Below are 26,133 nucleotides of genomic sequence, written 5' to 3' on the forward strand. Positions count from 1 at the left end.
ACGGCGGATCATGACTCTCACGCTCACTGTCTCCGACGAGGTGCGCACCCTCGTCCCCGGCTTCACCTCACTGGTGATCGAGGCCCACGGGCTGGTCAACGGCCCCAGTGACGAGACCAGCTCGGCCCTCCTCGACGAGGCCGCGCGACGGCTCGCCGAGCGGCTCGACGGCCGCACCCCGGACCAGGACCCGCACATCGCCGCCTGGCGCGCCGCGTACAGCGCGTTCGGCGCCAAGCCCTCCCGTACCCGCAACTCGGCGGAAGCGCTGGCCAAGCGCGCGCTGGCGGACGGCGGACTGCCCCGTATCAACCGCCTCGTCGACGCCTACAACGCGATCAGCGTCGCGCATCTGACCCCGGTCGGCGGCGAGGACCTGGGCCGGATCCGGGGCGCGATGCGCCTGCTCAGGGCCGTCGGCGACGAGCCCTTCGTCACCACGGCCGGCGGGGTGGAGACGGTGGAGCACCCGGAGCCGGGGGAGATCGTCTGGTGCGACGAGGAGGGCGTCACCTGCCGCCGCTGGAACTGGCGCCAGGGCCCGCGCACCCGGATCGACGACGACACGACCGACGCCGTCTTCCTGCTGGAGGCGCTCGCCCCGATGACGCCGGCGGAGCTGGTCGCCGCGGGGGCCGAGCTGGCCGCTTCCCTGGAGAAGGTGAGCCCGGGGGCCCGGATCACCGTGCGGGACCCGGGGTAGCGGCTCCGGTCGCCGGGTGCGCCCGCCGGGGCTCCGGGGGTGCCCTGCGGGGCGCAGGGACCCGCAGTAACGGTTCTTCGTTCGAACGGTGGTGTGCGCGCCCGCGCGCTGCCGTCAGCCGGCTTCCTTGACCTGGGCCGGCGTCGGAGCCGTACCCCCGAGGTGCGCGGGCACCCACCACGTGTCACCCGCGTCCTTGGGGCGCACCGGGTAGGCGCGCTGCGCGGCCTCCAGGAGCTCCTGGCAGCGCTCGCGCAGCCGCCGCGTGATGGCGCCCGCGTACTGGTCGGCGGGGGCCTCCACGGGCTCGCCGACGCGGATCGTCACCGGGATGTGGCTGCGCTTGAAGTTGCGCGGCCGGCCCTTGGTCCAGATGCGCTGCGTGCCCCAGAGCGCCATCGGGATCAGCGGGACGCCCGCCTCCTGCGCGAGGCGCGCGGCACCCGTCTTGAAGCCCTTGAGGGTGAACGACTGGGAGATGGTCGCCTCGGGGAAGACGCCGATGATCTCGCCGGCCCGGAGCGACTCGAGCGCGTGCTTGTAGGCGTGCTCGCCGGCCGAGCGGTCCACCGGGATGTGCTTCATGCCGCGCATGAGCGGTCCCGAGACCTTGTGCCGGAAGACCGAGTCCTTCGCCATGAAGCGCACCAGGCGCTTCTGCGGGAGCGCGGCCAGGCCCGTGAAGATGAAGTCCAGATAGCTGATGTGGTTGCTCACGAGCACCGCGCCGCCGGTGCGCGGGATGTGCTCCGAACCCTGCGTGTCGATCTTCAGGTCGAGCGCCTTGAACAAGGTCAACGCGGCGCCGATGACCGGCCGATACACGAGTTCTGCCATCTGAGAGGAACCCTTCTTCTGTGCCTGGGGAGGGCTCTCCCGGCGGAAGTTACGCGGCCGTAGGTTTTCGGCTTTGGGCAGATCGTGCCCCATGTGGGCCGCCGTGACCAGTCCAGGCGGCTTCGTGCAGGGAGATTCTCGTCACTCGCGGTGGCCGTGGCGGGAATCGAACGCTGCCGTGCGACGCTGCACCTGACGACGGGGCCGGAGCGACCGGCCGGACGGAACCCGAAGAGAACGCGGCGAAGGTAGGTGACACGAGTGACCGAAGTCCTCGGATCCGAGGTGCTCGGGGCCCCGCTGGGGGAGCGAGCCACCCTCGTGCAGTTCTCCACCGCCTTCTGTCAGCCCTGCCGCGCCACCCGCCGTACCCTCGTCGAGGTCGCCGCGATGGTGCCGGGCGTGGGCCATGTGGAGATCGACGCCGAGGAACGGCTCGATCTCGTACGCGCACTGGGCATCGGGCGGACCCCCACGGTGCTCGTCCTCGACCGCGCGGGCCGCGTCGTCCGCCGGGCCGCCGGGCAGCCGCGCACGGCGGACGTCATCGCCGCCCTGGGGCGTGCGGTCTGACCTCGTGACACTTCTCCCACATCCCGGTACGCACTTGACTGCACGCGGCAACGATCGTCACCCTGACGGAGTGCCCCCAGAACTCCTTCTCTACGGCCGGACCCATGTGGACCTGGCCCGCAACGCGAGCGCGCGCTGTCCGGGCGTCTGACGACCCCAGGACCTCTCCCATGCCGCCCCCGCAGAAGGACAACTCCATGACGGTTACGCCGGACCTCCGACCCCGTACGGTTCCCACGATCGGCGCACCCCGCCAGGCCTCCCCGGATCTGCTCCGCTCCGTCTTCCGCCGCCACGCGGCCGGTGTCGCGGTCGTCACCGCGCACGGCGAGCACCCCGTCGGCTTCACCGCGACCTCGCTCAACTCCGTCGCCGCCGAACCCCCGCTCATCTCCTTCGGGGTGGGCACCTCCTCCTCGAGCTGGCCCGTCATCGCCGAGGCCGAGCACATCGGCGTGCACATACTCGGCGAGCACCAGGAGGACCTGGCCGCCACCTTCGCGCGCAGCGGTGCCGACCGGTTCGGCGAGGGGACCCGCTGGAGCGTGGGCCCCGAGGGCGTGCCCGTGCTCGACGGCGTGCTGGCCTGGCTGGTGTGCCGCGTGGTCGCCCGGGTGCCCGCGGGGGACCACCGGATCGTCATCGCCCAGGCGGTCGCCGGGGACCCGGACGGGGCGGGCCGGCCGCTCCTGTACCACCACGGCCGCTTCAACGCGCTGCGCGACTGAGAGTTCCCCCGCGCGCCACTCTCCGCGCATGGGCCAGATCACATGCCTGAGCGCTTGCTCACTGGTAACAAACTGGGTGTACTGGCGAGTAATATTTCGGTCGGGGCGTCCGGCGCCCCGACCGGAAACCCGCCCTTCAGGCGCCTATGCTGCGAGCAACAAGGCAGCCCAGTTATGACGATGCAGTAGGAGAGCCGGCGTGAGCTTGAGGATCGTTGTCTGTGTGAAGTACGTGCCCGACGCCACCGGCGACCGGCACTTCGCCGATGACCTGACCGTCGACCGCGACGACGTCGACGGCCTGCTGTCGGAGCTCGACGAGTACGCGGTCGAGCAGGCCCTGCAGATCGCCGAAGAGGCCGACGACGCCGAGGTCACCGTGCTCACGGTCGGCCCCGAGGACGCCAAGGACGCGCTGCGAAAGGCGCTCTCCATGGGCGCCGACAAGGCGGTCCACGTCGAGGACGACGACCTGCACGGCACCGACGTGATGGGCACCTCGCTGGTGCTCGCCAAGGCGATCGAGAAGACCGGCTACGACGTCGTCATCGCCGGCATGGCCTCCACCGACGGCACCATGGGTGTCCTCCCGGCGATCCTGGCCGAGCGCCTGGGCGTCCCGCAGGTCACGCTGCTCTCCGAGGTCAAGATCGAGGGTGGCCCCAACGGCACTGTCACCGGCCGCCGTGACGGCGACACCGCCTCCGAGCAGCTGGAGGCCTCCCTCCCGGCCGTCGTGTCCGTGACCGACCAGTCGGGCGAGGCGCGCTACCCCTCCTTCAAGGGCATCATGGCCGCCAAGAAGAAGCCGGTGGAGTCCCTGGACCTCTCCGACCTGGGCATCGAGGCCGAGGAAGTGGGCCTGGAGGGCTCCTGGACGGCGGTCGACTCCGCCGCCGAGCGTCCGGCGCGCACCGCCGGCACGATCGTCAAGGACGAGGGCGAGGGCGGCAAGCAGCTGGCCGAGTTCCTCGCGAGCCAGAAGTTCATCTAGCCGATTCCCCGGGGCGCGGCCCCGGGACCGGCGGGCTCGCGCAGAGCCATCAGACCGCCCCCTTCCCGTTCGCAGGAGATTGAAGTCCCATGGCTGAGATTCTCGTCTACGTCGACCACGTCGACGGAGCCGTCCGCAAGCCCACCCTGGAGCTGCTGACCCTCGCCCGCCGCCTCGGCGACCCGGTCGCCGTCGCCCTGGGCAACGGCGCCGCCGACACCGCCGCCGCGCTCGCCGAGCACGGCGCGGTGAAGGTCCTGACGGCCGACGCCCCCGAGTTCACCGAGTACCTCGTCGTCCCGAAGGTCGAGGCCCTCCAGGCCGCCTACGAGGCCGTCTCCCCGGCCGCCGTGCTCGTCCCGTCCTCCGCCGAGGGCAAGGAGATCGCGGCCCGCCTCGCGGTCCGCATCGGCTCCGGCATCATCACCGACGCCGTGGACCTGGAGGCCGGTGACGAGGGCCCGGTCGCGACGCAGTCCGCGTTCGCCGCCTCCTTCACCACCAAGTCCCGTGTCTCCAAGGGCACCCCGGTCATCACGGTCAAGCCGAACTCGGCCCCCGTCGAGGCAGCCCCGGCCGCCGGCGCCGTCGAGGCCCTGTCCGTCTCCTTCTCGGAGCAGGCGCACGGCACCAAGGTCGTCGGCCGCACCGCGCGCGAGTCGACCGGCCGCCCGGAGCTGACCGAGGCCGCGATCGTGGTCTCCGGCGGCCGTGGCGTCAACGGTGCCGAGAACTTCACGATCATCGAGGCGCTCGCCGACTCGCTCGGTGCCGCCGTCGGCGCCTCGCGCGCCGCGGTCGACGCCGGCTGGTACCCGCACTCCAACCAGGTCGGCCAGACCGGCAAGTCGGTCTCGCCGCAGCTGTACATCGCCTCCGGCATCTCCGGCGCGATCCAGCACCGCGCGGGCATGCAGACCTCGAAGACGATCGTCGCGATCAACAAGGACGCCGAGGCGCCGATCTTCGACCTCGTCGACTACGGCGTCGTGGGCGACCTGTTCGACGTCGTCCCGCAGCTGACCGAAGAGGTCAAGACCCGCAAGGGCTGACCTGCGGTTCTGTCGGGCCCGGGGGCCGTACGGTGTTCACTCGCCGTGCGGCCCCCGGTCGTTTCGGACAACCATTGACTCAGGTCCCGACGGCCTACTAACTTCGCTATGCGGATTGTTGATTCCGTGCAGCGGAAAACAGGAGGATGTGGGATGGGTCAGCAGGAGAAGGTGTCGACGAGCCTCGCGGGCGCGGTCAGCGAGGGCATCAGTGACTCCCTCGCAGCGGTGGACGCAGAGCTGGACCGGCGTTACCCGGGGGACCCCGGCACCCGCCAGCCCGTCCACACCGTCTACGTACCGGGCAACGTCTTCGACGCCGGAACCATCCGCTCCTGGGGCGATCAGGCCCTCGCCGCCCTCGACGAGCACGCCCCCGACGCCGCCTCCTTCGCCGCCGTCCTCGGCCTGACCGACGACCTCGCCGAGGACGTCTACCGCCGCGTCCGGGCCAAGCTGGAGCGCGAGCCCATCGAGGACCTGCGGGTCGACTTCGAGGACGGCTACGCGGGCGCCGACGAGGACCAGGACGCCGCCCGCGCCGCCCGGCTGATCTCGGAGGCGTACCGGAACGGCACGGCCGCCCCCTACATGGGCATCCGGATGAAGTGCATGGAGTCCGCCGTACGCGACCGGGGCATCCGCACCACCGATGTCTTCCTCACCGGCCTCCTGGAGAACGGCGGCCTCCCCGACGGGCTCGTCCTCACCCTCCCCAAGGTCACCTACCCCGAGCAGGTCTCCGCCTTCGTCCGCCTCCTGGAGGCCTTCGAGAAGGCCCACGGTCTCGACGCCGGCCGCCTCGGCTTCGAGATCCAGATCGAGACCAGCCAGTCCATCCTCGCCACCGACGGCACCGCCGCCGTCGCCCGCATGATCGGCGCCGCCGAGGGCCGCGCCACCGGTCTGCACTACGGCACCTTCGACTACAGCGCCTGCCTCGGCGTCTCCGCCGCCTACCAGGCCAGCGACCACCCCGCCGCCGACCACGCCAAGGCGATCATGCAGGTCGCGGCCGCGGGCACCGGCGTCCGCGTCTCCGACGGCTCCACCAACGTCCTCCCCGTCGGCACCACCGAGCACGTCCACGAGGCCTGGCGCCTGCACTACGGCCTCACCCGCCGCGCCCTCGCCCGCGCCTACTACCAGGGCTGGGACATGCACCCCGGCCACATCCCCACCCGCTACGCCGCCGTCTTCGCCTTCTACCGCGAGGGCTTCGAGGCCGCCGCCAAGCGCCTCTCCGCCTACGCCAACCACGCCGGCGGCGACGTCATGGACGAGCCCGCCACCGCCAAGGCCCTCAGCTCCTACCTGCTGCGCGGCATCGACTGCGGCGCCCTCGACACCGCCGAGGTCGACGCGCTCACCGGCATGGACCGCGCCGCGCTCGACCGCTTCGCCGCCCCGCGCCGCGGCGACCTCACCGCCTCCGCCGAGTAGCCCGCGAAAGCCGTCCCGAGCTGATCGGACCACGGTCTCGAACCAGCCAACTGCCCCGTACCCTGTATGAGTTCACGCGCTGTGCGCGCATGTGCTCGACAGGGAACGGGGCATCGGTGTCATCGGGGGAGAACGAACGGCTCGCGGGCCGCTACAGAGTGGTGCGCCAGCTCGGGCGCGGCGGCATGGGGGTCGTCTGGCAGGCCGTCGACGAGGTCCTCGGCCGTGAGGTCGCCGTCAAGGAACTCCGCACCTACACGGACGCGGGCGCACCCGAACTGGCCGATCTGCGCCTGCGGATGACCCGCGAGGCGCGCGCCGCCGCCCGCGTCCGCCACCCCGGAGTCGTCGCCGTCCACGACGTCACCGAACACCAGGGCCGGCCCGTCATCGTCATGGAACTCGTCGACGGGCCCTCCCTCGACGACGTCCTCGGCACCCGGGGCACCCTCGAACCGGCCGAGGCGGCCCGGATCGGCGCCCACGTCCTCGAAGCACTCGCCGCCGCGCACGACGTGGGCGTGCTGCACCGGGACGTGAAGCCGGGCAACATCCTGCTCGACTCCTCCGGCCGGATCGTCCTCACCGACTTCGGCATCGCCACGATGGAGGACCCGGGCGACGGCTCCGCGACCCATCTGACCCGCAGCGGCGAGATCGTCGGCTCCCTCGACTACCTCGCCCCCGAGCGCGCCAGGGGCCAGGACCCGGGCCCCGCCTCCGACGTGTGGGCGCTGGGCGCGACCCTGTACGCGGCCGTCGAGGGCGGCTCGCCCTTCCGCCGTACGTCGACCTGGTCGACGCTCGCGGCCATCGTCACCGAACCCCTCCCGGAACCCCGCCGCGCGGGACCGCTCGCCCCGGTCCTGCTCCGCCTCCTGGACAAGGACCCGGCCGCCCGGCCGACGGCCCGCGAGGCGGCGCGGCTGCTGGGCGCGGTGGGGGAGACGGCTCCGGATGCGCACGCGGTGGGGGCGGTGGGGGCGCCCAATTCGGAGGCGCCCGTTTCGGAGGCGCCGGGTGTGCAGACGCCCCTTGCGGGGGCGCGGGACGTGGGCGTGAAGGACGCGGGCGCGCAGGCCGTGGAGGCATCCGCGCCGAACCCGTACGGGGGTTCCGCAGGGCCGAACCCCTACGGGGGCTCCGTGGAGGCGAACCCCTACGGGGGTTCCGTGGAGCAGATCCCCTACGGGGGTGCCGCGGCGCCCAGCCCCTACGGGAGTTCCGTGGAGCCGAACCCGTCCGCCGTGCCCGACGCCGGCCCGACCGCGTCTCCGGCGCCGGCCGTCGCGCCGCCCACCGGGGCCTTCGGCCCGGCCCTCCCCGTACCACCGCCCGTGCACCTCGACGCGGGCTCGGCCGGCCGTGCCGGGACGCGGGCCGCCCGCCGCGCGGGCACGAATCCCCGCCGGGGGAACGTGCTGGTCGCGGCCTCCGTGGCCGCCGTCCTGCTGGCCGGAGGCGGGCTCACGTACGCCCTCATGGAGAGGGACTCCGGGGTCCAGGCCTCGGACGGGACGCCGGGCGACGGCGGCCGGGGCGCCGCCGGGGGCGACCAGGGCCGCGTACTGGACCCGGGGACCAGCGGCGTACCGTCGCCGGGTCGGTCGAGCGGCACCGCCCCGCCCTCCGCCGGGGACCCCTCGGGGCCCGGCCCGTCCAACTCGGCCGACGGCACCGACCGCCCCGACCCCGACCGTACGGACCCGGCATCGGACCCGGACTCCGGGGGCACGGAGTCGCGCGGCCCCGGCACCGGAACCGTGGCCGGCTCCGACGGACGAGGCGGCGGTACGACCGCACCGCGCTCGCCCGGCACCCGCACGCCCACCACGGGCGGCTCGTCCGGGGGCGGTGACACGGCCGCGCCCACCAACGGGGCGCCGCCGCCCGCCACGGGCTGCGCGCCGGCCGGCTCCTCCGCCACCTGCCAGGTCGTACGGAGCGCCACGAGCACCCGCTACGACGGCGGGGAGATGGGAACGGTGGGATCCGGCCCGCACGTCTTCTTCTGCCAGGTCGACCTGGACCGGAGCGAGACGTACGGCGGACGCACCAGCCGCTGGTTCGCCAGGACGGACGACGACAGCGGCAACACCAACGTCTACCTCAGCGTCCTGCACCTGTCGGGAGGCGCGGGCGGCGGCCCGGTGGAGGGACTGCGGGTCTGCTGAGCGCCCGTCCGGCGTGCGGTTCTCAGCAGTGCCGTTCAGCGGTCGTCGGCACGGCAGTGCTCCGTGACGGTCAGTGCGGCGTGATCTCGCCCGAGCCCCGGGCGAGGAGCGTCGTGCCGAGGACCACCCGCTCCGGCGCCTCGTCGACCCCGTCGAGCCGCCGGAACAGGCGCTCCGCCGCCGTTCGGCCGAGCGAGGCGGGGTCCTGCGCGACGACCGTGACACCGAGCAGGTCGGCCAGTTCGATGTCGTCGAAGCCGACCAGGGCGACCGGCCGGTCGTGCCCGGCGAGTGCGCGGACCACCGTGACGGTGACCCGGTTGTTCCCCGCGAACAGGGCCGTCACGGGCTCCGGCGCCGCCAGCAACTCCCGTACCGCCGTGCTCACCCGCTCCGGATCCGTGGACCCCAGCGCGATCCGGTCCTCCCGGACGGGGAGGCCCGCGTCCTCCATGGCCGCGCGGTAGCCGCGCAGCCGCTCGGCCGAGGTGTGGATGCGGGGGCGGTCGCCGATGAAGCCGATCCGCCGGTGTCCGTGGGCGATCAGATGCGCCACGCCGTCGCGCGCCCCGCCGAAGCTGTCCGAGAGGACGGCGTCGGCCTCGATCAGCCCCGCCGGACGGTCGACGAAGACGGTGGCGACACCCGCCCTGATCTCAGGCTCCAGATAGCGGTGGTCGTCACCGGCGGGGATGACGATCAGGCCGTCGACCCGGCGCGCGCACAGGGCGAGCGCCAACTCCTGCTCCCGGTGCGGGTCCTCGGCGCTGGACCCGTTGATGAGCAGCGACCCGTGCGCCCGCGCGACCTCCTCGACCGCCCGGCTGAGCGGCCCGTAGAACGGGTCGGCGAGATCCTCCAGGACGAGACCGACGGTCGCGGTCCGGCCCTTGCGCAGCACCCGCGCGCTGTCGTTGCGGCGGAAGCCGAGGATATCGATGGCCTCCCGGACCCGGCGCTCGGTGTCCGGGGTGACCCCCGGCTCGCCGTTCACGACCCGGGACACCGTCTTCAGGCCGACACCCGCGCGCGCGGCGACGTCCTTCATCGTGGGCCGGTTGCCGTAGCGGTGCTCGGAGTGGCGGGCGATATCGGCCACGGTGCGCGGTTCCTTCGTCGTGGGGCGGGATCGGGCATCGCCTGCAAGGCGCGGTCCGATCGTGTCACTGGCCGAAGCATAGAGTGTGGACAACGTTGTCACGGCGGGGGAGACTGTACGGGAAACCGCCCCGCGAGACGGACATCCCCCGGGTCCGACCGCCGCCGACTGGAGAACCCCGCGCCCATGCAGACCGATTCCGCGACGGTCCCGGCCGAGCGCCGATTCCCTTCCGACGGCCTCGCTCTCGACGGCGGTCTCGCTCCCGTCGACGGCCCCGCTTCCCACGACGGCCTCGTCGTCGCCCTCGACATCGGTGGCACCAAGATCGCCGGAGCGCTGGTCGACGCCGGGGGCGGCATCCGGCTCCGTGCGCGACGGCCCACGCCCGCGCGTGGGGACGGCGAGACGGTGATGCGAGCGGTGGAGGCCGTACTGGGCGAACTCTCCGGATCGCCCCTGTGGGCCTCCGCCGGGGCCGTCGGTATCGGCAGCGCGGGCCCCGTCGACGTGCACCGGGGAACCGTCAGCCCGGTCAACGTGCCCGGCTGGCGCGACTTCCCGCTGGTCGAGCGGGTCCACCGGGCGACGGGCGGGCGACCGGTCACGCTGGTCGGTGACGGCGTCGCCATGACGGCCGCCGAACACTGGCTCGGGGCGGCCCGGGGCCATGACAACGCCCTGTGCCTGGTGGTCTCCACGGGCGTCGGCGGCGGTCTGGTCCTCGCCGGCCGGGTTCACCCAGGCCCCACCGGCAACGCCGGTCACATCGGCCACATCGTGGTGGACATGGACGGAGACCCCTGCGCCTGCGGCGGACGCGGCTGCGTCGAACGCGTCGCCAGCGGCCCGCACCTGGCCCGCCGCGCCCTCGACGCCGGCTGGCGGCCGGGACCCGACGGCGACGTCTCCGCCGCGGCCGTGGCCGCCGCCGCGCACGCCGGCGACCCCGTCGCCCTCGCCAGCTTCGCACGCGCGGCGCAGGCCCTGGCGGCGGGCATCGCCGCCACGGCGGCGCTCGTCGAGATCGACATCGCGGTGGTCGGCGGCGGGGTCGCGGGCGCGGGCGAAGTCCTCTTCGCCCCGCTCCGGAGCGCCCTCGCCACCTACGCCACGCTCTCCTTCGTCCGGGACCTGACGGTCGTCCCGGCCGTCACGGGCACGGACGCCGGCCTCCTCGGCGCGGCAGCGGCGGCGCGCGCGGAGGACGGGGGAGACCCGCCCTCCTAGGGACGGGGGAGACCCGCCCTCCTAGAACCTGTCGTCGAACTCCCGCCTTCCCCACGACGCCTGGCACGCACTCTCGCCGCACCGGGCGAAAGGCCCGAGTGCGTCCGGGCTTCCGCCGGCACGCCGAGAGCACGCACGCTCCGGACGCCGCGGGGCCGCCCTTCGGGCGACGACGGGAGTTCGACGACAGGCCTTGGGCCGCCTCACTCCTCCCGTAGCCGCTCCGTCGTGCGTTGCTCGACGATCACCAGGAAGGCGTCCGACTCCAGGTCCATCACGACCCGGGCCGGTACTCCCTCGTCCCGCCGCGCTCCGGCGAATTCCTCCGCCGGCCAGCTGCCCCGCGGGCCGCCGGCCGGGAAACGTTCGAGAACCGTACGGCTCATCTCCGCACCCCCTCGTGCTTGCGGAACTCAACGACGGCGGCCCGAAAGTGTCACGCACATGCCGAGAAGCCTGGACGTGTGTTCGTGGGTTTCCGTGGCAGGGTGTTGCGGGCAAGCCACAGGGGGTGCCGGTCCACGATCAGGTGCACCTTCCGGTCGAAGTGACCGACGAGCCGGGCGAGGAAGCGGCACATGACCTGTGCGTCGAAGGTGTCGGTGAAGACCATGAAGTGCGTCCGGCCCTTCGTGCTGATCGCGGACATCGCGTTCACGGAGAACCGGTTCCCGGTGCGGCGGACGACCGGAGTTTGTCCCTGTTCGCCCCAGGTGCGGCCGGTGACCTGGTCCGAGCGGATCCCGACCTGGTCGCCGAAGAGGACTTCGGCGCCTTCCGCCTTCGCCCTGGCCCGGATCGCCGGCCAGGTCTCCTCGCGCCAGACGCGGACAGCCTCCGGATCCTGCTCGACAGCCCGCTTGTCCGGCCGCTGGAAGGTCAGACCCCAGCGTTTGAGGTACTTGCCCACCCCGGGCTCGGTGAACCGGACCCGGTACAGCTTGAAGATCAGCTCGCCTATCTGCCTCCGCGTCCACAGCTGACCCGAAAGCCCCAGGTCGGAGGGGATGTGAGCGAGGACGGCCTGCCGGACGGCGGCCTGCTCGGCCTCGGAGAGAACCTGATGCTCGCCCACACGACGACCTCGCGGGCGCGACAGCAGTGCGTCCCGGCCGCCCACCTGCCACTTCGCCCACCAGTTGTCCACGGCCTTGACCGACACCTTGAACAGGGCGGCGACCTCTCCCCGGTCCCGGCCCTCCACCGGCGCGGACACCGCCAGCAACCGCACGGCCTCCTGCGCGTCCGGCGACCAGGCCCGCGCATCCCCCACCAGATCACTCACACACCATCAACGAGCCTGAACTCAAAGCGTTTCGGATCAATAGGACATCCTGCGGCCTCAAGGCCACCTCCAGCGTCCGTAGGGGTAACCAAGGTTAAGGGCGTTCAGACACCCCGACCTCGTCGCCCCGCTGCACCGTCTTGTCGACGAGATCACCAGCGGGTTCGCCTTCCCCGCAGAGTGACAGGGCTCAGAAGCCGTGGTCGTCACCGGGAAGGTGCGCGAGGGGCATGCGCCAGCTGGAGATGGTCTCGTCGAGCGAGGGTACGGCGTAGTGAGGTTTCACCTGGCGTGAGCGGGCCGAGGCCCGGCGAACGCGAGTTCGCCGGAGCGTCGCCCGCGAGGCACTACGGTGGACACCGCCTCAGCACCCGTGGCCGGCACTCTGACAGGACTACCGTTCCGAGCCGGTCGCGGCCCGGAGCCCGGCCCGCACCTATGGGCAAGGCACACAGCTCTGGCGGGGTACGGCCGCCCATGTCAGAGGTCCGGCTCCGCCGGCTTCTCCGTCCGGGACGCGCAGATCTCGATGACCTCCAGCTGATGGTCCGAGGTGAGCTGGTCGAAGAACTGCGCGTCGCCGTATGCGGCCTGCTTGGCCTCCAGGGCCTGCTCGGCGGAGGCCGCGACCAACCCCACCCACGCCGCGGTGCACCAGGGCGTGGTGCCTGCGGCGAAGACATGGGCGCGCCCGTGGTCGAAGCACCACGCGTGAAGGTCCGCCGGACTGCCGCTCATGCTCTCAACTCCTACCGCACGCGGGACCGACGCCGCTGACAGGCGGCGCCTGAAGGGGAGTCTGCCAGCAGGGGCCGACATTCTGAGCGCCACGCCAGGGCGGCGCTCACCATCCCCGCCCCGTCCCGCGGCGCGCGGGACGGCCGCACCGACGGCGCCGCGGCCGCCGTGCTGCGCCCCGGGCTGCTGGCCGAGCACCTCGATAGGGGTGCTGCGCCAGACAGGTGTGCTGCTGTGGTGTCCTTCGGCTGAACCAGGCGGCCTCGGGGCCATCCGCACTTCACCGTTCACCTGGCGCCTTGCGTCCGGCCGGAGTTCGGGTTCAGGGTGTGGCCCAGTACCGGGCCCAGGCCCGGGCGGCGCGGATCGTCTCCTCAAGCCCGGTCATCCCGTAGGCCTGCCAGGCTTCCCAGGACCGCGCTTCTGCCTCGGTGAGGATCACGACGGCCTCTCGGGGGGCGGTGGCGAACGCGGGGACGGTGCGTGTCCAGGCGGCGGCCTGTTCGGGGGTCTGCTTGCCGTCCAGGACGAGCCGCATCCCCCACAGGGCGGTGTCGATCCAGGCGGGCCCGCGCATCGCCCACGCCCAGTCGATCATCCATACCCGCCCACCGCGTTCGACCATGAAGTTGGAGGCGGCCGGGTCGGAGTGCACGAGCCGGTCCCCGGTCAGGAGGATCTCGTCGGCAGGGTCGCAGTACTCACCCCACCGCTCCCATGGCGTGAGCCGCACCTCCTCAGGCGCGGGAGTGTGGCTCAGCTCGCCCAGGACCGCGGCGATCGCCTCCAGATGGCCGCTGTCGTCGCCGAACCACGCCCACGCGCTGGCGTTGGCGCCTTCGAAGCCGAGCAGGAGCCACCCGCCGGCCTCCTCCTGCCACAGCAACCGGGGGGCGCTGGCAGGCAGGTAGGGATTGACGGCGGCCTCCGCCTGCAATTCGCCGATCCGGTCGTGGTCGAGCGGCAGCCCCTTGACGAACACCATCTCCGTGCCCGAGCCCGAGGGCCAGAACAGGGAGGCGAGTGCCGAGCTGGTGCCGTTCTCCACCTCGGCACGCGGGCAGTCCAATCCGACCCGGGCGGCGATCGCCTGCCGGGTCGCCTCAGGGAGCTCGTCGAAGGGGAGCCGGTCGACACGCATGACTCAGCGCCTGGGCGGGGGCTGCTGCGGGTTGCTCGGCGGGAACGGCGGGTTCTTGTCGGGCCGGGTGGGCGGGCCGGTGGACGGCCGCCCTGGCGGGGGCGTGGAGGTGGGCCCGGGGGTCGGGCGGCGATCGAGCACAGAGATCGTCATGGCGGCGAACGTACCCGCCGGCACCCGCCGGGCGCCTGGTGTTGGGCGCATATGGCCGGTTGGTGCCGGTCCGGGGCGCCGGGAGTGGCCCGCGCAGGATTCCACTGGCCTGCCAGGAGACCGGCGGCGGCGCCGGTGGCGCCGCGCTGTGCTCGGAAGGGCGAGCCGAGTATCGGACGGTACTGCCGGCGGCAGGCCCGGACCGCGCGGAGCCCGGTCGGTCGCTCACTCGCCCGAAGACCTTCGCGGGACAAGCCTCAGGCGGCATGAGTGGCTGTGCGCTTAGCGAATGAGCCCTGCGGCGTGTCCGATGTGACATGAGGCTGCTTGGGCGGCGCGCTTTTCATGATCAGTTCATGGAGTACACCGGTGGTCGATGCCCGGGCGCTTGCAGGTCTTCCGGGCGCCAGTGCGGTCAGGCATGCGTCTCTGCGGCGCAGGAGTGGGTGTAGCTGGTGTCGTTGAGAGCGGCCGTCCAGACTTCCCGGTTGAACCACTTGGTGATGTCCGGCTGCATCGCGGTGATTTCGGCCATCTCCCGCGAAAGTCCGCTTTTACCGGAAGGCCTCACCCCGATCGTTTCAGAAGGATTCCGGTGAGGACCCAACCATGAGTCGCATGCTGGTCGTGCTCCGCTATCGGAACGGCGAGCCGGAGCCTCTCGACATGGATCTCGTACGGGACACCCTGGCGCCGTACATCGGCACTGCCGGAGAGGACCTCAGGGACGGGGTGTTGATCCGGACCGCCGAAGGCTACGAGGTCAAGCTGGACGTCAGCGATGTCTGCGTCTCCGTCAGCCGCTACCCGGCCGGGCAGTTCTTCGACGTCCTGGCCGAGCTGGTCGACCGCCTTGGGGCGACCGTCCTCTCGTCGGACCAGCCGGTGACCATCCGCCAGGAAGAGGACCGGGCGCATCTGTCCGAGGACATCCGTGAAGGAGCCGTCGTCGTCGCAACGACGGGACCGGCCCTGGAGGGCCACTTCACCGGCTCCTGACCGGGAGCCCCCCTTCTCGTGGCGTCAGTCCTTCGCGTCCGCGATCCGCTTCAGCTGAGCGTCGACCAGCAGCGCCGGGATCGTGGCCTGCTTGGGGCCCAGCATGTTCACGCCGTAGAAGGCGGCGACGACGCCGCTGCGGATCACCGTGTACGTCATGGGCACCTTCTGCTTGCCGATGTCGCCGGTGATTTGGTCGGCGACGGCCTCGTTGGAGCCGGCGCCGAGCTTGGGGGCGGGGAGGTTCTCGACCTTGCCGTAGGTGAGGCCGAGGGTCTTGACGCCCTGGGGGCAGGCGGTGATGGCGGCGCGGAGGTCGGTCATGACGCGGGTGGCGTGGGCTTCGGAGCGGGAGGCGAGCCATATGGAGCCGACGGTGGCGTCGGTGGGCTGGAGGGAGCGGTGGGAGGTGCCGACCGAGGGGAGGTGGGTGAAGCCGCCGATGAGGCTGGTACACGCCTCGCGTGACCGCTGACCAGCGGAAACGGCCGCGACTCGGCCAGGTCGCGGGGGCCGGTCCGCATATGGTCCGGATCTTGGTCGGCAGGGCGAGGGGGTTGCGCCCCGGAACTCGATTCCGACGAACGCCACGACCATCTGCGCTACCGCATCGACACCACCTGCTCCGGGTTCGCCCGGGCGGCGGTTGCGCTGGGTCGGGTGGTGAGCCGTACGCCGCCCTCCCTTGCGGGCTTATGCCGGCCGGGCGCCCTTGTGGACGGGCGGACCGTCGACGTCGAGGGTGAGGGTGCCGTCCGGGTCGTACGCGACGCGCGAGCCAAAGCCGCGGCCGAGTCGGCCCAGGATCTCCTGAAGCCATCGGCAGTCTTCCGCCGATGCCCTTTGAAGCCGCATTCGCCGGCTCTGGAGGGGCACGATGCGCAGTTCGCGGAGCCTGCCGGTGTCGGGCTCGAGCGAGGGGAAGTAGAGCAGTCGCAGGTCGTCACGGTAGTCCTCGTATCCGGTGATGCCCTCGTAGTCGTTGACCAGGTCGCCGCAGCCGTAGGCGATGAGCCTGCCCCGGTACAGCTCCAGCGGCCGGGGATGGTGCGAGGAATGCCCGTGGACCACGTCCACGCCGCCGTCGACGAGCGCGTGCGCGAAGCGGACCTGGTCGCGGGGGACGGTGTAGCCCCAGTTGGAACCCCAGTGGATCGAGGCGACGACGATGTCGCCCGGTCGTTGCACCTGCCGGATCCGGGCGACCACCGCGGCCGCCGCGGTGTCCGAGGCCTCGGACACGTAGTCGATCCCGCTTCGGTCGGCCGTGGCGGCCCAGCTCGGCGGGATTCCGCTGGACGGCATGCCGAAGGAGTGGACCAGGATCCGCCGACCGCCCTCGACGGGGACGCTCGCCGGGCGCCGGGCCCCCTCCGCGTCGCGTCCTGCCCCCGCTGAGGCGAATCCGGCGCCCGCCAGTGCGTCGAGGGTCTCCGCGAGCCCGCGGCGGCCGAAGTCGAGGACGTGGTTGTTCGCCAGGACGCACACGTCGGGACGGGCGGGGGTCAGGCAGGGCAGGTTGGCGGGATGCATGCGGTAGTGGACCGCTTTGCCCGGTGCGAAGTCGTTGCTCCGCGTGATGCTGGTCTCCAGGTTGAGCACCACGGCGTCGGGCGCGGCCCGCTCGAGGATCCGCAGTGTGTCGCCCCAGGGCCAGGAAAAGTCGACCGGGCGGGGAATCGGGCCGTTCGCGGCCTCCGCCAGCTCGACGTAGGACCGGGCGTCACGAACGTACGTCTCCGCCAGCGTGGGATCACCGGGGTGCGGAAGTATCTGGTCGACACCCCGCCCGAGCATCACGTCGCCGGCGAGGCACAGCGTGATCAGATCACCCTGCATCCGTCCAGGCTAGAACCCTGCCACCGGGATGTCACGGGACCGTGACGTCGCCACGGTCTGCCGTGGGCTCGATGGGGACGGTGGCGGAGGAGGTCGACGACGCGGGTGGCCGTGATCCACTCGGTGAGTTTCACGTCGCTGCCGCCGGCCGGCGTCAGCAATGCGGCGAAGCCGCCATGACCCAGCCGTGTGGACACGCCAGGCGGCGGCCTGCAACCCGCGCCTCCCGCTCTCTCTGCTCGGCGAGGCGCTTCATTCGGGGTTGTAGGCGCAAGTAGGACGGTGACGGTGAGTAGGACGTGGTGCGGGTCTGCGTGTCCCTTCTCGGCTGGGGCGCGAGTGGGTTTGACGGAGACGACCATGAGGCCCCATGCCAGAGGGACTGGAGCCCGCTACCCCGAGGAGATCTTCTTGAAATCGTCGCCCTCGGTGCGCTGACCTGCACGGATCGCTTTGCGAGGTGTGCTGACCTGCGACTTTGCTCGTTTCTGGGGCTTTCACGGTGGCGCCGATTTACGCAGTCGATTCTCCCCAGCCGCTCCCCCGGGGCGGCTTCATTCTCCCCGGATTCTCCCCAGAGGGCGCCGCTTCGGGAGGAGTATCGCCCCTGGCAGAGCGGGATTTCCGGCTAGATGAAGCGGCTACGGATCGTATGGGAAGGGCGACTGGCCGGGGAGGGCACGCAGCGTGCGCACCTCCCCGCCTGCGCCTGGCTACGTGGCCGCGCCGGGCGAGGGCACGCGTCCACCACCAACCGGCTCGGCCTGGAGTACGTCGGATTGCCCGTCGAGCGGTGCGCATTCGCAGACGATCATGTGGAGAACCTTCCGTCGGCTGCCGAGTTGGGGATCACCACCATCCACGTCACGGACGAGGACGCGGCCGTGGACGGGTGGCCAAGCGATAGCCAGGTGCCGTGCCGCAGTCACCTCCGCACATGCAGCAGTCCCGTGCGATCGGGGATGCAGATGACCTGCTGGCCGTTGTCGGTCAGCAGCGCGATCATCAACGCTGCCCCGCCGGCATTGAGGTCGATCGCCCAGGTCGGGTCGCTTGATCCGCTTCGACGCGACGGAGGGAACCGCGCTTTGCGCCGCGAGCGCCCGCACGCCCGCGGCACCGCTGCGGGTGGTCCGAGACTCAAGATTGCACCTGCGCGGATTCCGTGGGTAGCCCGCTGACCTTGCGCAGGAGCGACCCCGCGGGAAGCACGACGTACTCAGGACGGCTTCGGGTGCGAGAGAGGCCGACCGCTGGCGAGGGCGCGCTCCACCGCGTCCCGAGCAGGCTCCTGTCGGGTGAACACATCCTGTCCGATCACTGTGGATTCCCACGCCTGTGCCGGAGATGAGGAGCGGGTCAGCAGCCAGGTGGTCAGAAGCTGTTCCGGGTCCGGTAGGAGCTGTCCGCTCCAACTCGTCAGAGAGCCCACATCGCCGTGTTCGTTGCGCCAGGCGATGGTCCAGCCGAGAGCGATGCCGTGCCCCGGCTCCGTTGGCCCGCCATGGCGGCCGATGAGGAGGTATGTGCCGGGCGCGTGTCCCACGGCCGTGAGATACGTCCCGCTGATGCCTCCCACCGGGTCCGATCGCAGGTGCATGCGCGAGCCGAACTCGTTGTACCAGTCGCCGTCGATGATCACGGGGCTCTCCCAACACGTCGATGCTCCAGCAGTCATGCCGGACATGCACCGGTTCCTGCCTCTCAATCGATTGGACCGTAATGCCGAGAACGTTCTAGGCGGCGCAGACATGCCGATACTGGGAAGCGGGGGGCACGCGGTTACGGCGAGTGTGGCCTGTCGGCGGCCGCTGACCAGGAGCTCGGCGAGATCCTTGACACACGTCTTTGCTGGGGACGGGTCGTAGGGATCCATGGGAGGCCCGGCCTTCAGGATGTCCTGGACCGGTGCGGCCAACTCAGGCCCGGGCACCTGTCGCTGAGAACTGCGTCCGCGTCGCCGTCGGGGCCCGGACGGCCCTGGCGGGCGCAGTCGGCGCATGCTTTCCTGAAGGTGAGGAGAGGTCCTCCTGGAAGGACGCGGGGGAACGGACGTCGGGCCGCGCATCGCGCAATCAGGATCCGCGAGAAGCGGATGGGCCCCTCCTCCCGACGTGCCCGTGTCATGAGGTCCGGGCGGACCACGGCCAGGCCCGACCGGCCCTACCCCGCCTCCGCCTTCCCGTGTGAGCGTGGCAGCGAGGCATCTCGCATCCCGAAAGGCGGTGGGGGCCATGGAGACGCCCCTCGTGCTCGGAGTGGACGGTTCCGACGCCAGTCTGACGGCGACGGACTGGGCCGCCGACGAGGCCGTACGCCTGGGACTCCCGCTGCGTATCGTGCACGCCTCGCGGTGGGAGCGGTACGAAGGCTCCGTACCGGCCTGGAGCCTGAACCGCCCTTCCGGCCAGGTGCTCGCCGAGAACATCGCCACCACCGCGGCCGAACGTGCCCTGCGTCGCGCCCCGGGCCTGAAGATCACGACGGAAGTCCTCGCCGAGGACGCGGCGAGCGCTCTGCTCAGGGAAGGACGCTCGGCCGAGGCGATCGTCGTCGGATCCCGGGGCCGCAGCGAACTCGCCGACCTCCTGCTCGGCTCCGTCGGACTCATCGTGGCAGCCCGTTCCCACGGTCCCGTCATCGTCGTGCGCGGCCACCGGCACGCCCTGGAGGCGCGCCACGACAGCATCCTGCTCGGCATCGGCGAGCACGACGTGGACTCGCCCGCCGTCCGGTTCGCCTTCCGCGAGGCCGCTCTCCGGCAGGCCGACCTGGATGTCGTCCGCGCCTGGAGGCGCCCGTCCCACGAACCGGTCGACCATCCCCTGCTCACAGGTGACGCCTCGCACCACGAGGAGCAGCAGGCGACCGTGCTCCTCGACAAGGCCGTGGAGGCCGCTGCCCGGGCGTATCCAAGGGTGCGGCTGCGGCGCACCACGGTCGAGGGCCCCGCGTACAAGACGCTCGTCGCGCGGTCGACGGCGGCCGACCTGCTGGTCGTCGGAGCACGGCGCCGCGAGGGCCACCTCGGCATGGAGCTGGGCCGGGTCGCCCACCGGGCCCTGCACCACGCCGCCTGCCCGGTCGCCGTCGTCCCGCAGCGCCACCGCGCTCCGACCGGGGGTGAACGGTGATGACCGGCGCCACTCCGCACGCTCGCGGCGACATCGGCCGCCGGGTCGCCGCCCGGCGTGAGGCTCTCGGCCTGACCAGGGACGAGGTGGCCGAACGCGCAGGTTCGGCACCGAGCTACATCCAGTACCTGGAGGAGCGGGTGGCCACCCCGGGCATCGCCTTCATGGCTGAAGGCCTCGTCCACGTGGTCGGTCTGGCCCCGCGCCGTGTCACCGGGCGGCGCATCGTCGTCGAGGGCGCTCCCGGGGGGTGAGGGGCATTCGGACGGCCCGGCGTAGATGGCCCGGCGCGGTCGGGCGCCGGTGCCTGGCCATGGGGGCCGGGCGTGTGACCGAGCGCGGGCGGCGCGCGGGGTCGTGCTGTCCCGCGCAACCGTCCGCGCGCTCGCCGGTTCCCGTGTGAACGCGAGAGAGGGCTGCTCGGCCATTCGTCGACGTGGCCGAGGCGGAGTGGACGCTCGCGCAGGACCGTGGTCTGTGCGGCCCGGTCCGCCGCGGAGATGCCAGCGAGCCGTCAAGACCGATGACGACCTGGGCTGCCATGGCGGGCCTTCCCGCGGGGGCGTCCTGGCTGTTCCGTGCGGAGGGGGCTGGGAGGGCTCGAAAGAGACCGAAGGGCCCGGAGCCCGGTCGCGGGTGTACCGGAGTGGTGCCAGCGTGGAAGGTGCCGCACCTGGGGGCGGGCGTATCCCCGACCTTGGGACGTACTGCCGAGGAGGAGCGATGAGCAGCGACTTTCCCGTCCACCCGGAGCTCGGCACCGTCATTGTGGGGGTCGACGGTTCCCCGTCCGCCCGGACGGCCGCCCTGTGGGCCGCCGACGAGGCGGCGCGGCGCGGCCAGTCCCTGTACCTCGTGCATGCCGCCGATACCGACCGGCGCGCTGTGTTCGTCCGTGCGGAGACGCTTCAAGCGATCCGGGAGGCCGGCCGTGACCTGCTCGACGAGACGGCCGCTGCGGTCGAGAAGGAGCACCCCGATCTGACCGTGGTCAAGGAACTCAGCAAGCTGGAGCCGGTCGCCGCCCTCAGCGCGACCGCCGGCCGCCGGGGCACGATCGTCGTGGGAAACCGGGGCCTCGGCGGATTCGCCGCGCTGATGCTGGGCTCGGTCGGACTGGGCGTCGCCGCCCGCGCCACCGTTCCGGTGATCGTCGTGCGCGACCATGGCGACCGGCCGGAGATCGGTACCGTCACCGCGGCCGTGCACGGGGCCTCCGACCTCAGCTGGCTGCGCGTCGCGGCGGCCGAGGCCGAGGCGCGCAAGGCCTCGCTGAGGCTGCTGAGCGTGTGGAACGTGCTCACCCACGTCGGCAGCGTCGCGACCATGCTCGACGACCTGGACGAGATCGCCCTGACACGGGTCCAGGAGGTGAGGGAGATCGCCGATCTCGTCCGGCACTCCCACCCGGGCCTGACTGTCAGCCACCACGTCGAGACGGGCACCAGCACCCCGGGCATCCTCGTCGACGCCAGCGCCCACACGGACCTTCTCGTCATGGGCACCGAGCACCGTGCCCTGGGCGTGGCACCTGCCCTCGGACGGGTCGCCCACGTCGTTCTGCACCACGCCCACTGCCCCGTGCAGATCGTCCCGTCCGACTTCACAGCCTGGGAACGCCGGGAGGAGCAGGAGCGGTGAACGAGATCGTGCATGGAGTCGATCCGCGCGATCCGTCGATCCCCGCGCTCGTCTGGGCCGCCGACGAAGCAGTACGCCGCGGACTGCGGCTGCGTCTCGTCGTCGCCGTGCCCCCGGTCCACGACTGGCTGGGTTACGACGTGGGTGGTCGTCTGAGCGCTCTGCGACTCCGGGCCGAGTCGGCGCTCGCCAACGCCGAGGACCTGGTCCGCGAGCTGCGCCCCGGGCTGCCGACCCAGGCGGAGCTGGTCGACGGGACCCCAGCGGAGGTTCTTGTGGCCAGGACGCCGCACGCCGATCTGGCCGTGGTCGGCTCACGGCACCTGGGCCGGGTCGCCGAGCTCCTCAGTGAGGGTTCCGTGGTCGTCCCGCTCACCCTGCGTGCCGAATGCCCCGTCGTCGTGATCAGCGAACCGGAGCGCGCCGCCGTCCACCCGCCGTTCATCGTAGTCGGCGTGGACGGCAGCAGCAACTGCCGGGCGGCCGTCGGCTTGGCCGTGTCGGAGGCGAGCCTGCGCGAGGCACGCCTGCGCGCCCTCTGGGTCTGGTCCCGCCCTCTGCTCTCCCACGACGACGTCGCCCAGGGTCTGTACGAACGCAGTCGGTTGCTCGCCGAGTCGGTGGCGGGCTGGGCCGAGCGGTACCCGGACGTCGACATCGAGCAGGAGATCGTGCGCGGCCACCCCGTCGAGGAGCTCACCCGCGTCTCCCGGGAAGCCCTGGCGCTCGTCGTCGGCCGAAGGGGCCATGGCGACGACTCCGCCGTGCGGCTCGGCTCCACTGTCCACGGGCTTCTGCACGGAGCGGCCTGCCCGGTCGTCACCGTCCCACCGCCCCGGGCGAAAGGGACCGTCGGCACCGCACACGGGGCCGACCGGGCCCGGCCGCGCACGGACCGTCCGGCCCCTACCGGTTGATCCCCTCGGCACTGGGGTGGCCCCCTTCCGAGGGGGAGGGTGGGAGGACGACAGCCCCTCGGACCGCGGTCCGGGCCCCGGAGAGGTGAGGACGATGCAGCACATCCGGATCAGCCGCCGGCCCCAGCCGCCCCGTCGGCCCAGCCTCCTTGACCTGCGGACGCCGTCCGGCCGCCCGCTCCCGTACTGAGACCCGGCCCGAGCCGTGGAGGACATCGTGAGCGCCATCAGGGACCTGGAGTCCAGGGTCGTGCCGTTCACCGCGCTCGGCCGGAAGGATGTCGGCCGGGTCGGCGGCAAGAACGCCTCCCTGGGGGAGCTGACCACGCGGCTCGGTGCGGCGGGTGTCCGTGTACCACCGGGCTTCGCCACCACCGCCGAGGCGTACCGGGAGCTGCTCGCCGGCCATGGGCTGCGCGAGGCGATCGAGGCGCAGATCGGACGCCTTCACGACGGCGCACCGCTCGAAGAGGTCGGTTCCGGTATCCGTTCCCTTCTCCTCGCCGAGCCCCTGCCCGAGCCCCTGCGGGACGAGATCGTCGGAGCCTACCGGCGGCTGGCCGAGGAGTGCGGCCGGACGGATCCCGACGTGGCGGTGCGCTCCAGCGCCACCGCCGAGGACCTGCCCGAGGCGAGCTTCGCCGGCCAGCAGGAGACGTACCTCAACGTGCGGGGCGCCGACCCGCTCCTGGACGCGTGCCGTCGCTGCTACGCCTCGCTCTTCACCGACCGGGCCATCGACTACCGCGAGCGCATGGGCTACGACCACCTCACCGTCGCCCTCTCGGTCGGCGTCCAGCTCATGGTCCGCTCCGACCTGGCCGGCGCCGGCGTCGCCTTCACCCTCGACCCCGAGAGCGGCTTCCCGCAGGTCGTCGTGGTCAGCGCGGCCTGGGGCCTGGGGGAGACGGTCGTCAGCGGGCAGGTCGACCCGGACGAGTACACGGTCTTCAAGCCGAGCCTGAAGGATCCGGCGCTCGACCCCGTGATCGACGTACGGATCGGGACCAAGCGTCTGAAGACCGTGTACGCCGACAGCGGTCTCACCCGCACCGTCGACACCCCCGACGGCGAACGCGGTCGGCGGGTGCTCGATGACGACGAGGTCCGCACCCTCGCCCGGTGGGCCCTGGCCGTCGAGGAGCACTACGGCTGCCCCATGGACCTCGAATGGGCCAAGGACGGGCGCACCGGCGAACTGTGGATCGTCCAGGCCCGCCCCGAGACCGTGCAGTCTCGCCGCCGCGCCACGACCCTGCGCCGCTGCCGCCTGACCGCCACCCCCGTGCCCCCGTCTCTCGTCGAGGGGATCGCCGTGGGCGAGGCGATCGGCCGCGGACCCGTCGTCGCCCTCGACGCGCCGGTCGACCTGGACCGCTTTCCGCAGGGCGGCGTCCTCGTCACCACCGTCACCGACCCCGACTGGGAACCGGTGATGAAGCGGGCGTCCGCGATCGTCACCGACCACGGCGGCCGCACCTCGCACGCCGCCATCGTCAGCCGTGAACTCGGCGTCCCCGCCGTCGTGGGCACCGGCGACGGCACGCGGCTGCTGCGTGACGGCGCGCCGGTCACCGTCTCGTGCGCCGAGGGCGAGCGCGGCAGGGTCTTCGAGGGGCTGCTGCCGTACGAGGAGACCTCGACCGACCTCGCCGAACTGTCGGCCACCCGTACCCGGGTCATGCTCAACCTGGCCGACCCCTCGGCCGCCTTCCGCTGGTGGCGGCTGCCCGCCGACGGCGTCGGGCTCGCCCGGCTCGAGTTCATCGTCGCCCACCAGGTGAAGGTCCACCCCATGGCCCTGCTCCACCCGGAACGGCTCGACCCCCACGACCGGCGGCTCGTCGACCGGCTCACCGAGGGTTACCCGGACCCGGGGCGGTACTTCGTCGACCGGCTCGCCCACGGCATCGCCAGGATCGCCGCTTCCCGCTGGCCCGCCCCCGTCATCGTGCGCACCAGCGACTTCAAGACCAACGAGTACGCCAAGCTCCTCGGCGGGCGCCCCTTCGAACCCGACGAGGCCAACCCGATGATCGGCTGGCGCGGCGCGAGCCGGTACTACAGCCCGGGCTACCGCGAGGGATTCGCCCTCGAATGCCGGGCACTGCGCCGGGTCCGCGACGAGATGGGCCTGACCAACGTCGTCGTCATGATCCCGTTCTGCCGCACCCTCGGCGAGGCCGACCAGGTGCTCGGCGTGATGGCCGAGGAAGGGCTGGTACGCGGTGAGAACGGGCTCCGCGTCTACGTCATGGCCGAGATACCGGCCAACATCATCCTCGCCGAGGAGTTCGCGGAACGCTTCGACGGCTTCTCCATCGGCAGCAACGACCTCACCCAGCTCACCCTCGGCATCGACCGCGACTCCGAGGCCCTCGCCGATGTCTTCGACGAGCGGGACCCCGCCGTCGTCCGCAGCATCGGGGTCCTCGCCGCCCGGGCACACGCGGCCGACCGTACGGTCGGCCTGTGCGGCCAGCGCCCCAGCGACGACCCCGCCTTCACCGCGCTCCTGGTTCGCGCCCGACTGGACTCGATCTCGGTGGCGCCCGACAGTTTCCCCACCGTGAAACGGACCGTGGCGGAGGCGGAGTCCGCCCTCGACGACGCCGTCGCGACCACGTCGTACGGAGATCCCCCGTGACCGGGACCCGCAGCGTCCCGGTCGGCGTTCCCGCTCAGCGACGTCTGCGGCGGCCTCGTACGCGCCACGCCACCGACTGGTGGTGTCGTGGCCATACGTGGCGTGGCCATACGTGACGGTGCGCCACAGCGACGTCCTCGCCGGTGCGTCCAGCGGTGCCGCCCCGCCGTCGCCGACCTCAGTCGTCGTACCGCAGCCGGTCGACGACACCCACGACGCCGTCCACACTGCCGCACAGCCGCATGACCACCGGCGTCAGACCGCGGCGCGGCAGAACGCCGCTGAGGGTCACCACGCCGTCGACGACCTCGACGTTCACCGCGGAAGGGGCCAGGCGCAGGGTGCGGGTGAGGAGGTCCTCGACGATCTCCTCCTGGATCGCACGATCGCGCCGCAGGAACAGCTGGATGAGGTCTCTGCGGCTCAGCACGCCCAGGACCACTCCCTCCTCGTCCACGACCGGCAGGCGTTTGATGCTCTGCCGGTCCATGACCCGGGCCGCGCGCACCACGCTCCACTCCGGCCGGGCCACCACGGCGGGACTCGACATGAGTTCGCCGGCGCTGTCCCCCCCGCCGCCGTTCGCCTGACGGCGGACGAGGTCACGCTCGGAGTGAAGTTTCCCCGTGATCTTGGACACTCGACGGTTATGCGGCGAGGGCGTGCTGTTGCCGCTGCCTGGTCTCAGCTGGGGTGAGGTAGCCGAAGATCTTGTGCTTGCGCAGGCGCCGGCGGTTGTAGAAGGTCTCGATGAAGTTGAAGACCTCGGCGCGGGCGGTGGCCCGGTCGGGCCAGGTCCGGGTGCC

Annotated in this window: 25 protein-coding genes and 1 pseudogene; 14 read left to right on the top strand and 12 right to left on the bottom strand. The window is 72.1% G+C overall.

Features of this window, described 5'->3' with window-relative positions; genetic code table 11:
* The first annotated feature begins 10 nt into the window (after positions 1–10).
* Complete coding sequence (locus tag ABT154_RS25030; protein WP_351859211.1) at positions 11–703, top strand: B3/B4 domain-containing protein; 693 nt, start codon at positions 11–13, stop codon at positions 701–703.
* A 114-nt stretch (positions 704–817) separates the two neighbouring features.
* On the opposite strand, the gene ABT154_RS25035 is transcribed toward ABT154_RS25030, so the two are convergent.
* Positions 818–1,540: a lysophospholipid acyltransferase family protein gene (locus tag ABT154_RS25035; protein WP_317877146.1), complete on the bottom strand. Its 723-nt coding sequence runs from the start codon at positions 1,538–1,540 to the stop codon at positions 818–820.
* A 261-nt stretch (positions 1,541–1,801) separates the two neighbouring features.
* Here ABT154_RS25035 and ABT154_RS25040 point away from each other — a divergent pair, with 261 nt between their 5' ends.
* From ABT154_RS25040 to ABT154_RS25065, 6 genes are all read left to right on the top strand, one after another.
* A complete protein-coding gene (locus ABT154_RS25040) occupies positions 1,802–2,113 on the top strand; it encodes a TlpA family protein disulfide reductase (RefSeq protein WP_351859213.1) in 312 nt (103 codons plus the stop codon).
* A 197-nt stretch (positions 2,114–2,310) separates the two neighbouring features.
* Entirely contained in the window at positions 2,311–2,841 is a 531-nt protein-coding gene (locus ABT154_RS25045; protein ID WP_317877144.1) for a flavin reductase family protein, read from the top strand.
* 199 nt (positions 2,842–3,040) lie between these two features.
* Positions 3,041–3,835 (top strand): electron transfer flavoprotein subunit beta/FixA family protein, encoded by a 795-nt coding sequence (locus tag ABT154_RS25050; RefSeq protein ID WP_351859215.1) that lies wholly within the window; start codon positions 3,041–3,043, stop codon positions 3,833–3,835.
* Between the two features lie 89 nt (positions 3,836–3,924).
* Positions 3,925–4,887, top strand: a complete 963-nt coding sequence (locus ABT154_RS25055; protein WP_351859217.1) for an electron transfer flavoprotein subunit alpha/FixB family protein — start codon at positions 3,925–3,927, stop codon at positions 4,885–4,887.
* A 153-nt stretch (positions 4,888–5,040) separates the two neighbouring features.
* Positions 5,041–6,330, top strand: a complete 1,290-nt coding sequence (locus ABT154_RS25060; RefSeq protein ID WP_351859219.1) for a DUF6986 family protein — start codon at positions 5,041–5,043, stop codon at positions 6,328–6,330.
* An 89-nt stretch (positions 6,331–6,419) separates the two neighbouring features.
* A complete protein-coding gene (locus ABT154_RS25065) occupies positions 6,420–8,504 on the top strand; it encodes a serine/threonine-protein kinase (RefSeq protein ID WP_502969579.1) in 2,085 nt (694 codons plus the stop codon).
* A 70-nt stretch (positions 8,505–8,574) separates the two neighbouring features.
* Here the strand turns inward: ABT154_RS25065 and ABT154_RS25070 are convergent, their stop codons facing one another.
* On the bottom strand, positions 8,575–9,603 hold the full coding sequence (locus ABT154_RS25070) for a LacI family DNA-binding transcriptional regulator (protein WP_351859223.1): 1,029 nt from the start codon (positions 9,601–9,603) through the stop codon (positions 8,575–8,577).
* A 186-nt stretch (positions 9,604–9,789) separates the two neighbouring features.
* On the opposite strand from ABT154_RS25070, the gene ABT154_RS25075 reads away from it, so the two are divergent.
* Positions 9,790–10,833, top strand: a complete 1,044-nt coding sequence (locus ABT154_RS25075) for an ROK family protein (protein ID WP_351859225.1) — start codon at positions 9,790–9,792, stop codon at positions 10,831–10,833.
* A 203-nt stretch (positions 10,834–11,036) separates the two neighbouring features.
* Here ABT154_RS25075 and ABT154_RS25080 read toward each other — a convergent pair whose 3' ends face one another.
* The 5 genes from ABT154_RS25080 to ABT154_RS25100 all read right to left on the bottom strand — a co-directional run bounded on the left by ABT154_RS25080 (position 11,037) and on the right by ABT154_RS25100 (position 14,150).
* Positions 11,037–11,219 carry a DUF8839 family protein gene (locus ABT154_RS25080; protein ID WP_351859227.1) on the bottom strand — a complete coding sequence of 61 codons (183 nt, stop codon included), beginning with the start codon at positions 11,217–11,219 and terminating at the stop codon, positions 11,037–11,039.
* A 50-nt stretch (positions 11,220–11,269) separates the two neighbouring features.
* Positions 11,270–12,118, bottom strand: a complete 849-nt coding sequence (locus ABT154_RS25085; RefSeq protein ID WP_502969580.1) for an IS630 family transposase — start codon at positions 12,116–12,118, stop codon at positions 11,270–11,272.
* A gap of 480 nt (positions 12,119–12,598) precedes the next feature.
* Complete coding sequence (locus ABT154_RS25090; RefSeq protein WP_351859228.1) at positions 12,599–12,856, bottom strand: hypothetical protein; 258 nt, start codon at positions 12,854–12,856, stop codon at positions 12,599–12,601.
* 322 nt (positions 12,857–13,178) lie between these two features.
* Positions 13,179–13,997, bottom strand: a complete 819-nt coding sequence (locus tag ABT154_RS25095) for an aminoglycoside phosphotransferase (protein ID WP_351859230.1) — start codon at positions 13,995–13,997, stop codon at positions 13,179–13,181.
* Positions 13,998–14,000: 3 nt separating this feature from the next.
* Positions 14,001–14,150 carry a hypothetical protein gene (locus tag ABT154_RS25100; protein WP_351859232.1) on the bottom strand — a complete coding sequence of 50 codons (150 nt, stop codon included), beginning with the start codon at positions 14,148–14,150 and terminating at the stop codon, positions 14,001–14,003.
* Positions 14,151–14,759: 609 nt separating this feature from the next.
* Here ABT154_RS25100 and ABT154_RS25105 point away from each other — a divergent pair.
* Positions 14,760–15,149 carry a hypothetical protein gene (locus tag ABT154_RS25105; RefSeq protein ID WP_351859234.1) on the top strand — a complete coding sequence of 130 codons (390 nt, stop codon included), beginning with the start codon at positions 14,760–14,762 and terminating at the stop codon, positions 15,147–15,149.
* 24 nt (positions 15,150–15,173) lie between these two features.
* On the opposite strand, the gene ABT154_RS25110 is transcribed toward ABT154_RS25105, so the two are convergent.
* From ABT154_RS25110 to ABT154_RS25120, 3 genes are all read right to left on the bottom strand, one after another.
* Positions 15,174–15,473, bottom strand: coding sequence for a hypothetical protein (locus ABT154_RS25110; RefSeq protein ID WP_351859236.1), 300 nt, complete (start codon positions 15,471–15,473; stop codon positions 15,174–15,176).
* Between the two features lie 369 nt (positions 15,474–15,842).
* Positions 15,843–16,988 (bottom strand): CapA family protein, encoded by a 1,146-nt coding sequence (locus ABT154_RS25115; protein WP_351859238.1) that lies wholly within the window; start codon positions 16,986–16,988, stop codon positions 15,843–15,845.
* A 1,219-nt stretch (positions 16,989–18,207) separates the two neighbouring features.
* The gene (locus ABT154_RS25120; RefSeq protein ID WP_351859240.1) at positions 18,208–18,630 is read right to left on the bottom strand and encodes an avidin/streptavidin family protein; all 423 of its coding nucleotides are present in this window, start codon (positions 18,628–18,630) and stop codon (positions 18,208–18,210) included.
* Positions 18,631–19,222: 592 nt separating this feature from the next.
* Between ABT154_RS25120 and ABT154_RS25125 the strand changes: the two genes are divergently transcribed.
* From ABT154_RS25125 to ppsA, 5 genes are all read left to right on the top strand, one after another.
* Positions 19,223–20,122: a universal stress protein gene (locus ABT154_RS25125; RefSeq protein WP_351859242.1), complete on the top strand. Its 900-nt coding sequence runs from the start codon at positions 19,223–19,225 to the stop codon at positions 20,120–20,122.
* The gene (locus ABT154_RS33975; protein ID WP_502969581.1) at positions 20,122–20,376 is read left to right on the top strand and encodes a helix-turn-helix domain-containing protein; all 255 of its coding nucleotides are present in this window, start codon (positions 20,122–20,124) and stop codon (positions 20,374–20,376) included. Before ABT154_RS25125 ends, ABT154_RS33975 begins: the two co-directional genes overlap by 1 nt.
* Before the next feature lie 469 nt (positions 20,377–20,845).
* A complete protein-coding gene (locus ABT154_RS25135; protein ID WP_351859244.1) occupies positions 20,846–21,763 on the top strand; it encodes a universal stress protein in 918 nt (305 codons plus the stop codon).
* Positions 21,760–22,680, top strand: a complete 921-nt coding sequence (locus ABT154_RS25140; protein WP_351859246.1) for a universal stress protein — start codon at positions 21,760–21,762, stop codon at positions 22,678–22,680. The genes ABT154_RS25135 and ABT154_RS25140 overlap by 4 nt, the downstream gene beginning before the upstream one ends.
* A 217-nt stretch (positions 22,681–22,897) precedes the next feature.
* Complete coding sequence (gene ppsA, locus ABT154_RS25145; protein ID WP_502969582.1) at positions 22,898–25,327, top strand: phosphoenolpyruvate synthase; 2,430 nt, start codon at positions 22,898–22,900, stop codon at positions 25,325–25,327.
* 178 nt (positions 25,328–25,505) lie between these two features.
* On the opposite strand, the pseudogene ABT154_RS25150 reads toward ppsA, so the two are convergent.
* Positions 25,506–25,940, bottom strand: a pseudogene (locus tag ABT154_RS25150) (CBS domain-containing protein); the annotation flags it as partial.
* A 34-nt stretch (positions 25,941–25,974) separates the two neighbouring features.
* A partial coding sequence (locus ABT154_RS33980; RefSeq protein ID WP_502969583.1) for an IS3 family transposase occupies positions 25,975–26,133 on the bottom strand: 159 nt, incomplete at its 5' end.

Origin of the sequence: Streptomyces sp. NPDC001728, from assembly GCF_040297565.1 — a bacterium.
In the GTDB taxonomy this organism is placed as follows: Bacteria; Actinomycetota; Actinomycetes; order Streptomycetales; family Streptomycetaceae; genus Streptomyces.

Excerpts from the sequence above, each read along its gene's own strand:
- ABT154_RS25030 (WP_351859211.1), top strand. The coding sequence starts at position 11 with ATGACTCTCACGCTCACTGTCTCCGACGAGGTGCGCACCCTCGTCCCC.
- ABT154_RS25035 (WP_317877146.1), bottom strand. The coding sequence starts at position 1,540 with ATGGCAGAACTCGTGTATCGGCCGGTCATCGGCGCCGCGTTGACCTTG.
- ABT154_RS25045 (WP_317877144.1), top strand. The coding sequence starts at position 2,311 with ATGACGGTTACGCCGGACCTCCGACCCCGTACGGTTCCCACGATCGGC.
- ABT154_RS25055 (WP_351859217.1), top strand. The coding sequence starts at position 3,925 with ATGGCTGAGATTCTCGTCTACGTCGACCACGTCGACGGAGCCGTCCGC.
- ABT154_RS25060 (WP_351859219.1), top strand. The coding sequence starts at position 5,041 with ATGGGTCAGCAGGAGAAGGTGTCGACGAGCCTCGCGGGCGCGGTCAGC.
- ABT154_RS25065 (WP_502969579.1), top strand. The coding sequence starts at position 6,420 with ATGTGCTCGACAGGGAACGGGGCATCGGTGTCATCGGGGGAGAACGAA.
- ABT154_RS25075 (WP_351859225.1), top strand. The coding sequence starts at position 9,790 with ATGCAGACCGATTCCGCGACGGTCCCGGCCGAGCGCCGATTCCCTTCC.
- ABT154_RS25080 (WP_351859227.1), bottom strand. The coding sequence starts at position 11,219 with ATGAGCCGTACGGTTCTCGAACGTTTCCCGGCCGGCGGCCCGCGGGGC.
- ABT154_RS25090 (WP_351859228.1), bottom strand. The coding sequence starts at position 12,856 with ATGAGCGGCAGTCCGGCGGACCTTCACGCGTGGTGCTTCGACCACGGG.
- ABT154_RS25095 (WP_351859230.1), bottom strand. The coding sequence starts at position 13,997 with ATGCGTGTCGACCGGCTCCCCTTCGACGAGCTCCCTGAGGCGACCCGG.
- ABT154_RS25100 (WP_351859232.1), bottom strand. The coding sequence starts at position 14,150 with ATGACGATCTCTGTGCTCGATCGCCGCCCGACCCCCGGGCCCACCTCC.
- ABT154_RS25105 (WP_351859234.1), top strand. The coding sequence starts at position 14,760 with ATGAGTCGCATGCTGGTCGTGCTCCGCTATCGGAACGGCGAGCCGGAG.
- ABT154_RS25110 (WP_351859236.1), bottom strand. The coding sequence starts at position 15,473 with ATGACCGACCTCCGCGCCGCCATCACCGCCTGCCCCCAGGGCGTCAAG.
- ABT154_RS25115 (WP_351859238.1), bottom strand. The coding sequence starts at position 16,988 with ATGCAGGGTGATCTGATCACGCTGTGCCTCGCCGGCGACGTGATGCTC.
- ABT154_RS25125 (WP_351859242.1), top strand. The coding sequence starts at position 19,223 with ATGGAGACGCCCCTCGTGCTCGGAGTGGACGGTTCCGACGCCAGTCTG.
- ABT154_RS33975 (WP_502969581.1), top strand. The coding sequence starts at position 20,122 with ATGACCGGCGCCACTCCGCACGCTCGCGGCGACATCGGCCGCCGGGTC.
- ABT154_RS25135 (WP_351859244.1), top strand. The coding sequence starts at position 20,846 with ATGAGCAGCGACTTTCCCGTCCACCCGGAGCTCGGCACCGTCATTGTG.